Here is an 8485-nt window from a genome sequence, read left to right on the forward strand (position 1 = left end):
CGCGCAAAAAGGCCCGACTCCCATGGGGAATCGAGTCTTTTCAATTGGCCATTTAATGATTGTGCTTTCGCCGCTTAAGACCAGCTAATCCAAGGAGTGACCCTAGAACGGCTAATCCCCAAAATGGTGACGTGGCTTTATCACTAGTTTGCGGTAATGTCGTCTTCGTCGATTTGCTGGTCAAACTGGTTGAATGACTCAGTGGTGTTACAACCGCAGCTGCGCCACCCTTGGGAGGAACAACGTGCTTACCTGGCGTAATGCCAGCCGCTTGACCGCCCTTATTAGGGGTCTCCTTACCGGGCTTGTTCGGCTTTCCCGGCTTATTCGGCTTTCCCGGCTTGGGTGTCCCGGTATCACCTTCACCACCATTGGTGACCGCGGTGTAGACATAGGTCATTTCACTGTCATTATCACCAAAGATGCCGGTGGCATTGTCTGGTGTACTGGTCAACGTGTATCCCTTCACTGTCTTTGGTGTTGCGGTGTAGTAATCGCCTGAATTTCCAGTTAGGATTTCATCGGGAGCCACCGTTTTACCAGTGACGTCTTGATAGTGAACCGTAACCGTCACTTGATAACCTGGTGTCACCGGCGTCACTGGGTCCTTCGTGTAGGTTACCGTAAAGACATTGGCCATTGCGCCATCCCCATACTTTGCAGCAGTCAGGGTGCTTGGGGTGTAACCACTAATGACTGGTGAGGTTGGAAAGGCAATTGTATCGCCAAACTTTCCGGTAACCATCTTGTCATCTGCCGCCTTCGTGCCATCAGCGTAAACGTAGTGAACCGTAGCCGTTTCATCCTTGGCAGCGTAAATCAGATTAACATTTGAATCGGCCGTCAACGTCCCCGACAAAAGATTGTCCGTGACCGTCATCGGCGTGCCATCTTGATTGGCACTCTTGAAGGTATATCCGGGCAATCCGGGCACCGCGACTTGCCAACTTTGACCCATCGTTCCGGTCATCGTTTGTGAAGGCGCTAAGGTGTTCCCCTTATCGTCGAGGTAATTGAAAGTTGTTGTAATTTGCTTTTCACCAAAGATCAAGGTGATGTTGCTTGCATCCTCTGCATAAACCCCGGTGATGGCTTCGCCATTTTCAGTTCCCTTATATTGCAGACCCTTATTCATGAGCGAAGCGACCGTGTTCATAACATTGGCATCCTTGTTCAGGTCAAAATCAGTTCCGAGATCGCCGGACATTGTGATTTGTGGCGCCAATACGGTGCCATCGGCCTTCTTGAAGTTAACGTTGACGTTACCAACCGTGTCACTCAACAAGTACGGCACAATAATCTCGCCACCATAAGCGTACCCCGCTTGTCCAAACAGCGGATCGTTCCAATCCATGAAAAGATAGCCGGTATTGGCCGTAAAGTTACTCCAAGAAACCGTGGTTGGGCTGACATTGGTTGCCGTTGCCCCACTGTTCAGCCCATAGTACTTGGAAGCACTAACTCCGGTTATTGGCACGTTACCACCATCAGCTGTCTTGATAATAAAGGATGGTGCCGTGTACGTCTTGGTTTTCGAATTTAAAATGATCCCTGGTAGCTTAACTGTCTGAAAATCCAAGGTTGTGTATTTAGGTAGTGTGGACACAGACCCTTGCAATGGTGAAACATCCGTGATGTGATTGTAAGAAAGACTAGCCTCAGTTAAGTGTAGCTTGGCCAACGCTGAGATATCCGTTAAATTATTTTGTTGGAAATTAACTTCCGTTAGCTTCTGCAGATTAGCAATTGCACTAATATCGGATAACTGACCCATGACATATTTTCCTGTCCAGATTATGCTACCATCCATGGCTGGATAAATACTGATAGACTCTAGATTCGTCGCGTACTGTAGCCCTTCCAACGTTTTCACGTTGGCTAACGCCATGAAATACTCCTTATTCTGCATGGTTAACGCAGGTATAGTCGACAGATTCTTCACTTGGGCTAACATGTCTTTTGTAATTTGGGCGGGTGATGTCAGGCCAAACATCCCCTTGATTGAATAGTAAACGTAAGTTTGTAGGTTCTTATCGGGCATCCAGTCATCAATGGACTCGGACGCTTTCAATGATGGAGCTTCAACAGGTGCCACCATATTACTCCGCAATAAGTCAGAACGACTGCGCTCGCTTGGTGTTGCGGCCCCAGCCGTAACCTTCTTCTCGTGCTGCTCGTTCACAGGCGCTTCCTTTGCCAGAGCAGCATCTTTATCGGACGTATCGGACACTTCTGGCTTCGTTGGCTTATCCACATCATCAGGTGTCCCGGCGGGCTTATCTTCAGTGTTACCGGTTGATTTATCCTCAATGTCACTGGTTGATTTATCCACCGACGGCTCCATTACCTTGTCGGCTGGCTTGTCGCCAGACTCACTCCCCGCCGAGTTCTTAATCACCGTGGATTCGTTCGCAGAACTGTTGGCATCCTTCGCCGAGACTTCGACTGCTGGGACGTTGTCGCCAGTTGTCGTTGTATCCGCTTTAGCCGTCTGAACTCCGCCAGCACCCAGAATGAACGTCGCCGTTAAAATACCGGCAAAGACCCAGGCCTTACCTTTTTTATACATCTTGTAATGTTCTTTCTCATCCATCAAATTAAACATGGAAGTTCCTCCTCGTCTGACACGTTAAAACAATTCCTAATTTACATTGAAGTGCTTCACTCTCTATCATGTGAGAAATTTACGTATAACTATACAATTCAATTATAACGTATTTTCGAAAGAATACTATTAAATACATAAAAAAGTTCATGGGGATATGGATACTTGTATGAGTCATTTCACCAAAACCACATTCCCCAAATGTTCCGCTATACCAGCATTTGTGGTGACCTTTGCCGTCAACAGGAATACCGTCGGCCTAATAAAGCCACGGCTAAGGCTCAGGTTACAAGATAGACGAGGTGTCACTCGTTCTATCATTTCAAGTGCATTCTATCCCCAACTAGTAAGCGTTTTCTCATTCATTACTCATCACCACAACGAATTCCCGATCAGTCCCACTGACCCGTTGGAAGCTGTCATACTCGCCAGTGAAACTTTCTTTACGGAATAAACCAATAATCTTCATCATTTCAATCTGCGTTACTTCTTTGTCTGCCAAATTCAATCTCTTTTCTCTTATCTAAATTTTCGGTCAGTAACGGCCCCTCTAGTGACCGCTAGTGACCAAACGTGCGGCTAACGAGCAGTCAGCTCCGCTCTTCGCCCCCCCTCTTCTAATCTTTCCCACGAAAAAGCCCCCCCACAAACGAGGCGGCTCTGACGCAATCAGGTAATTACTTACCTAACTTCGTCTTGTTAGTCATGTTCAACTTGTCATCGAAGTCGTAGACAACTGGTTCACCAGTAGCCATTTCAAGGTCCATGATGTCGTCATCAGAGATCCGTTCGATGTACTTGCTTAAGGCACGTAATGAGTTACCGTGGGCAGCGATGATCACGTTCTTGCCGTCAAGTAACTTAGGTGCGATTTGGTCTTCCCTTCCCATCGCTTCTTTAATGATACCCCGCCACTATTTCAGGTAACTTATTATCTGTTCCCGGCTTTGAAATTCCCACGCTCACTCTACTATATCGACTTGGAGTAGCAATAATTTTCAAAATTAAGTCTGCAATACTAGCACGTGAAACTAGAGTTCCTTTAAAAGTTTCACCCTTTTGTGTCAGCTCGTAATCAACTTCATGAGCATTCGTCATGTACGCAGCACGGATAATCGTGTACTGCAAATCAGAACTTTCAATAATTCTGGCAGCTTGTCGAGTATCCTCCTTGTTGGCATGCCCAACTGTATTTTCAACCCACGTACCAAATGGTTCTGGTGTTTCATGGTACAATCCTGAACCGGTTACCCAAATCAGTTGTTTGACTTGGTTAACACGCATCGCACGAACGATAACTTTAGCCATCAACGCCATACGACCAGCTAAATTTGCATAGACAGCATCTTGCCCAGCCATTATCGTCGAGACCAACTTATAATCAGACACATCACCCTCAACAACGGTTTCTCGAGACTTATCTATAATCTTCAACCGATCCGCATTTCGTAAGACTAAGGTCAGATGAACATCACTCTCATTGATTAACCGCTGCTCTACAATTCTGGCAATCCGACCGTAAGCCCCTAAGATTAAAACGTTTTTCATAAATATCTCCTTTGAATGGACACATCATCACTAGCAGTCAAGCTAATCTGGTACTCACATCGCTTAACAGCAAGACTATCGGCGACATCAATCATTGCAACTAACATTTTTAATCAGCACTTCTTCAGCGTTAACTGGATCTGACTACCCATATGAAGCCGGCTAAGAATCCCCGGGTCATTAATATGGCCGACCTTTTGCAAGTCACTGATCACTTCACCCGTTTGCTGGTAAAAAATAACGAAGCTATGTCGGGGTGTCCAATAAGCAATATCCCCCACTGCATATCCTGCGGTGTGCGCTTCATTTGCCGGTAACGCCTGACTAAATCGATACGTCAATTCGCGAGCGTATAAGTTCATCATATCCAGCTGGAGTGGCATTTTCTCAATCATGGCCATTGCGGTTTGATTATCTTCAAAGTTAGCCGTTAGTTCTTTCCCATCAAGTATAAGTTTAACTTTTTTCAAATTAGTCACCCTCTAATCCAAGTTCTGATAGTCGGCATCACTGACTGGTTCCAGCCATTCGGGAGTTCCAGCAGTAATTGCCAAATGGCTGAACCAACTATCCTTAGTTGCACCGTGCCAATGTTTAACACCATCATGGGTGACGACAACATCACCCGGATGCAAGCGTCGAGCCGGTTCACCTGCCTCTTGATACCAACCTTCTCCACCCGTCACTAGTAAAATTTGGTACCCATCATGGTGGATATGCCAATTATTACGTGCCCCTGGTTCAAAACTAACGTTGCTAACCGTGACGCTCACGTCGGAATCCTTAACCAGTGAATTGTGATAACTATTACCCACAAAGTAGTCTTTGAACGCTAGATTCAAGTCACCGATATCAAACAAGCCATGCTTTACCTCATTTTCATTCTTAATCATGATCAAGTCACTCCTCTTCAGTTATTTTGCTAAAATTTCTATTTCTGCCTTTGCCAATACGTTATCGTGAAGTGCCGCGCGCAAATCATTATAGAAAAAGCTATTTTTCAAATCCAAATTATGAGTTAGCGCAAACACAGCCAACGTATAATGATGTGGCTGATCTGGCGGATTTGGTCCCGCATAATGGCAAGTGAAATAATCATCGTCTAAGCCGTAAAACCGAGATACCCAGGAGTTTTGTCCCTGTGGTCCAACAAAGCTTCTGCTAAAGTCAGCCGGAATTCTCGACATCACAGGAACGTTAGCTGCTAGCCAATGAATGAATGGAAATCCAGTCAGTGGTACGGCATCATAATCGATCAGTGTTACCGCAAGTGATGTAGTTTCCGTTGGAATTTCCGCTAATTCAATTGGAAATGAAACAATGGGTTGGTTAGCACGTTTCTCAGTCGTCAAACTCGTATAAATCGGTGGTAAATAGCCGCTTTTATCTAAAGCTACTGTAACTTTCATAAACTCCCCCCTAATAGAAAGATGGCTTAGACCAGGCTGTATTGGGCTCTGCAACACCGATGCTGGTATGCTGATACAGGTCTGGATGCTGCATAATCTTAGCAATTAGCTTTGCGACCGCCTGCCGCGTAACTTGCGTATCCTTAAATTCACCCCCTTGTGGAATCACCTTATAGTCAGTGTGCTGTGCATCATTGTACAGCCAGGCCATCCGCAGAAAGGTATAGTTCAACTCACTATCATCAATAACCTTAGCCGCGCGCTTGATTTCCGTGTAGTCACCCATCATCCGAGCATTCCAGCGACCAAATTCACCAACAACTTCATCGTATATTCCCAATCCACCTGCCACGACGAGTCTATCAACATGTGCTGATTTCATTGCTTGCACAACATTTTGGTTCGCCGTTGCAAAGTGACCCGTCGCCAGATAGACAATCTCTTTATCAGTTAGTGCACGCTTTAAGTCCGCCACACGATTCCAATTGCCATCGACCAAAGAAACATTTGGCATGCTGGCATATTCCTTTAAGCGACTGGTCGCGTGCCGTGCAAATAAAGTCAATTGAACATCTGCTTGCTTGAGTAATTCCGGGATTAGAAATTTTGAAATATTACTGGTTGCCCCTAATAAAATAATTCTTTTCATTTTTTTACCTCGCTTGCTTGTAAACTAACTGTTGTGATCCTAATACATACCGCAGCCCAACTATCCTTGCTTAGTTGGATAAATCGTAAACTCATTGACATTGACATCGTCCGGCTGGTCAATCGCAAAGTTAACGACTCTCGCCACAGCATCTGGCGTAATACCAACGGACTGATAGAGCTTACTCATGCCCTGCTTTGAGGCGCTATCGGTAATTGTCTGTAGCAGTTCCGTATTGATTGCGGCCGGATACAGACTGGTCGTCCTGATGTTTGTGTGTTCACGGGCACTTTCCATCCGAATGACTTCCATTAAATTACGAACAGCAAACTTAGTTGCGCCGTACACGCCTGATCCAACGAAACTTTTAATTCCTGCTACGGAAGAGGTTGTAATAATTTGACCATGCTTTTGTTTTGTAAATTCTGGCATAACTGCAGCCACACCATTTAGCACGCCCTTTAAGTTCACATCGATCATCGCGTTCCACTCATCCGTTTTTAGAGCACTGATTGGGGACGTTGGCATAATGCCAGCATTATTAAAGATTACATCAATCCCGCCATATGTTTCCTTTGCCAGTGAGACCAGAGCTACTAGATCCTCAGGCTTGGTCACATCCGTCACCCGATAAGTTGCTTGACCACCCTGGTTTTTAATAATTTTTGCAAGGCTTTGCAGACGATCTTCACGACGCGCCCCCAAAACAACCTTGACGCCCTGACTAGCTAATAATTTAGCGCTGGCTTCACCAATTCCTGAAGAAGCCCCCGTAATTACAATTACTTTATTTTTCAATGTCATAACTTATTTCCTCCAATTTATTCTTTGCCAATAATAGTGACGCCATGTTGATTTTTCGACGCCTAATCTTTCTGCTAATGGTACTTTCGGGCAATACCAGATTTGTTTGCTACTTTCTTGTTAACTACAATCGCTAAAAACATGTCAATTAGTAGGATACATATAAAAGCAACTACAACAATTTCGTTCACACTACTGTTATCTAAATGCCCTCCTTCTTGATAACAACTACTAGTATAGGCGGATTCACCAGTTATTGAAGAGCCAACCAGTTGACCGACTATTAACCAAAAGTTTATACTTAGTCTATGGAGGAAAACGTCTATGGATATTAATCAGCTGCAAACTTTTATCAGGGTCAGCGAGTTCGGCAGTTTCACTAAGGCTGGGGAACAAAGCTTTATTTCCGGCACAGCCGTCATGAAACAAATCAATCGGTTAGAAACGGAACTCAATCTAAAGTTATTTTCACGAACTGCGACCGGAGTAACCCTGACTCCTCAAGGACAGAGATTTTTACCTTATGTCCACCAATTGTTAGACTTACTGGATACAGCCATTGAAGAGACCCGGAAAGTCCGTTTAGATGATAAACAAGTTATTTCGATTGGCACCTCAATTCTTCACCCTGCAGACCCGTTCATGGTCTTGTGGCGCCAACTAGCCTCAAGATTATCTCAATTTCAATTACGTCTGGTTCAACTACAAGAAGACCTAACTTCTAGTAATCGTGAGTACGCCCTCCTGGGTCGCAGTAGTGATTTAATTGTCGGCACCTTCGACAACACCACACTTAAGCAGTCGTTTAGAGCGATAAAACTAGGGGCCTACCATTTTGGAATTGCTGTGAGAAGTGATAATCCACTGGCACAACTCGAAGTGATTAAATTTGAAGATTTAGCCAACCAAAGATTGCTCACGGTGCCGACAGGTATCAGCGAAAAGAATGATCAGTTACGTTCAGAAATACTAAGTACGGTTCCAAGTATCAATATGGTAGAAACTGATGGTCGCTACGATATCAACACCTTTAATCGAGCCGTCGATGAAAATATTGCTTTGATTTCATTAACTCCTTGGAAAAACATTCATCCAAATCTGGTCACCATTCCATTAGAGACGAAAATTACGGTGCCCTATGGCCTACTAAGTACCAAGTTTCCCGGCAGAACAACGGATAATTTCTTAAATGCCTTTCTACAAGTTTTTAAATAAAAAGAAAGCATCTCCAAAGACTGAATATCACTTCAATCTTCAGGGATGCTTTTCGTACGATCTAAAAATACTGCCAGGTTCTCTAGTTGAGGCCAACCGTATAGATAAAAAATTCGATATGAGAGATGAAAATTCTTGATACCATAAAAAATGCCAGCCCTTTCAATGTGCACTAGTCCCTGTCAAGTTGACAGTTGAAATAATATAATTTTTAGTATTGCTTAGGCGGCTTCATCGTGGTATTCATTCGCGGTG

9 protein-coding genes and 1 pseudogene are annotated in these 8485 nt (G+C 44.5%); 1 reads left to right on the forward strand and 9 read right to left on the reverse strand.

Annotated elements, in window-relative coordinates; genetic code table 11:
* Nucleotides 1-52 precede the first annotated feature (52 nt).
* From EKM71_RS10105 to EKM71_RS10140, 9 genes and pseudogenes are all read right to left on the reverse strand, one after another.
* Nucleotides 53-2605 carry a MucBP domain-containing protein gene (locus EKM71_RS10105; RefSeq protein WP_125574494.1) on the reverse strand — a complete coding sequence of 851 codons (2553 nt, stop codon included), beginning with the start codon at nucleotides 2603-2605 and terminating at the stop codon, nucleotides 53-55.
* Nucleotides 2606-2963: 358 nt separating this feature from the next.
* Entirely contained in the window at nucleotides 2964-3107 is a 144-nt protein-coding gene (locus tag EKM71_RS11130) for a hypothetical protein (protein WP_164504788.1), read from the reverse strand.
* Between the two features lie 175 nt (nucleotides 3108-3282).
* Nucleotides 3283-3486: pseudogene (gene gpmA, locus EKM71_RS10110) on the reverse strand (2,3-diphosphoglycerate-dependent phosphoglycerate mutase); the annotation flags it as partial.
* Nucleotides 3487-3502: 16 nt separating this feature from the next.
* The gene (locus EKM71_RS10115) at nucleotides 3503-4153 is read right to left on the reverse strand and encodes an NAD(P)H-binding protein (protein WP_125574495.1); all 651 of its coding nucleotides are present in this window, start codon (nucleotides 4151-4153) and stop codon (nucleotides 3503-3505) included.
* 113 nt (nucleotides 4154-4266) lie between these two features.
* Nucleotides 4267-4623, reverse strand: coding sequence for a cyclophilin-like fold protein (locus tag EKM71_RS10120; protein ID WP_125574496.1), 357 nt, complete (start codon nucleotides 4621-4623; stop codon nucleotides 4267-4269).
* A 12-nt stretch (nucleotides 4624-4635) separates the two neighbouring features.
* Nucleotides 4636-5046: a cupin domain-containing protein gene (locus tag EKM71_RS10125; protein ID WP_125574497.1), complete on the reverse strand. Its 411-nt coding sequence runs from the start codon at nucleotides 5044-5046 to the stop codon at nucleotides 4636-4638.
* 21 nt (nucleotides 5047-5067) lie between these two features.
* On the reverse strand, nucleotides 5068-5562 hold the full coding sequence (locus tag EKM71_RS10130) for a YbhB/YbcL family Raf kinase inhibitor-like protein (RefSeq protein WP_125574498.1): 495 nt from the start codon (nucleotides 5560-5562) through the stop codon (nucleotides 5068-5070).
* Nucleotides 5563-5572: 10 nt separating this feature from the next.
* Nucleotides 5573-6211 (reverse strand): NAD(P)H-binding protein, encoded by a 639-nt coding sequence (locus EKM71_RS10135; RefSeq protein WP_125574499.1) that lies wholly within the window; start codon nucleotides 6209-6211, stop codon nucleotides 5573-5575.
* 60 nt (nucleotides 6212-6271) lie between these two features.
* Nucleotides 6272-7015, reverse strand: a complete 744-nt coding sequence (locus tag EKM71_RS10140) for an SDR family oxidoreductase (RefSeq protein ID WP_125574500.1) — start codon at nucleotides 7013-7015, stop codon at nucleotides 6272-6274.
* 324 nt (nucleotides 7016-7339) lie between these two features.
* Between EKM71_RS10140 and EKM71_RS10145 the strand changes: the two genes are divergently transcribed.
* On the forward strand, nucleotides 7340-8230 hold the full coding sequence (locus tag EKM71_RS10145; protein WP_125574501.1) for a LysR family transcriptional regulator: 891 nt from the start codon (nucleotides 7340-7342) through the stop codon (nucleotides 8228-8230).
* The last annotated feature ends 255 nt before the right edge of the window (nucleotides 8231-8485 follow it).

The organism is Levilactobacillus huananensis (genome assembly GCF_003946145.1).
Lineage (GTDB): Bacteria > Bacillota > Bacilli > Lactobacillales > Lactobacillaceae > Levilactobacillus > Levilactobacillus huananensis.

Bases quoted from the DNA above. Each gene is read 5' to 3' on its own strand.
- EKM71_RS10140 (WP_125574500.1), bottom strand. From the start codon at position 7,015: ATGACATTGAAAAATAAAGTAATTGTAATTACGGGGGCTTCTTCAGGA.
- EKM71_RS10135 (WP_125574499.1), bottom strand. From the start codon at position 6,211: ATGAAAAGAATTATTTTATTAGGGGCAACCAGTAATATTTCAAAATTT.
- EKM71_RS10105 (WP_125574494.1), bottom strand. From the start codon at position 2,605: ATGTTTAATTTGATGGATGAGAAAGAACATTACAAGATGTATAAAAAA.
- EKM71_RS10145 (WP_125574501.1), top strand. From the start codon at position 7,340: ATGGATATTAATCAGCTGCAAACTTTTATCAGGGTCAGCGAGTTCGGC.
- EKM71_RS10115 (WP_125574495.1), bottom strand. From the start codon at position 4,153: ATGAAAAACGTTTTAATCTTAGGGGCTTACGGTCGGATTGCCAGAATT.
- EKM71_RS10125 (WP_125574497.1), bottom strand. From the start codon at position 5,046: ATGATTAAGAATGAAAATGAGGTAAAGCATGGCTTGTTTGATATCGGT.
- EKM71_RS10130 (WP_125574498.1), bottom strand. From the start codon at position 5,562: ATGAAAGTTACAGTAGCTTTAGATAAAAGCGGCTATTTACCACCGATT.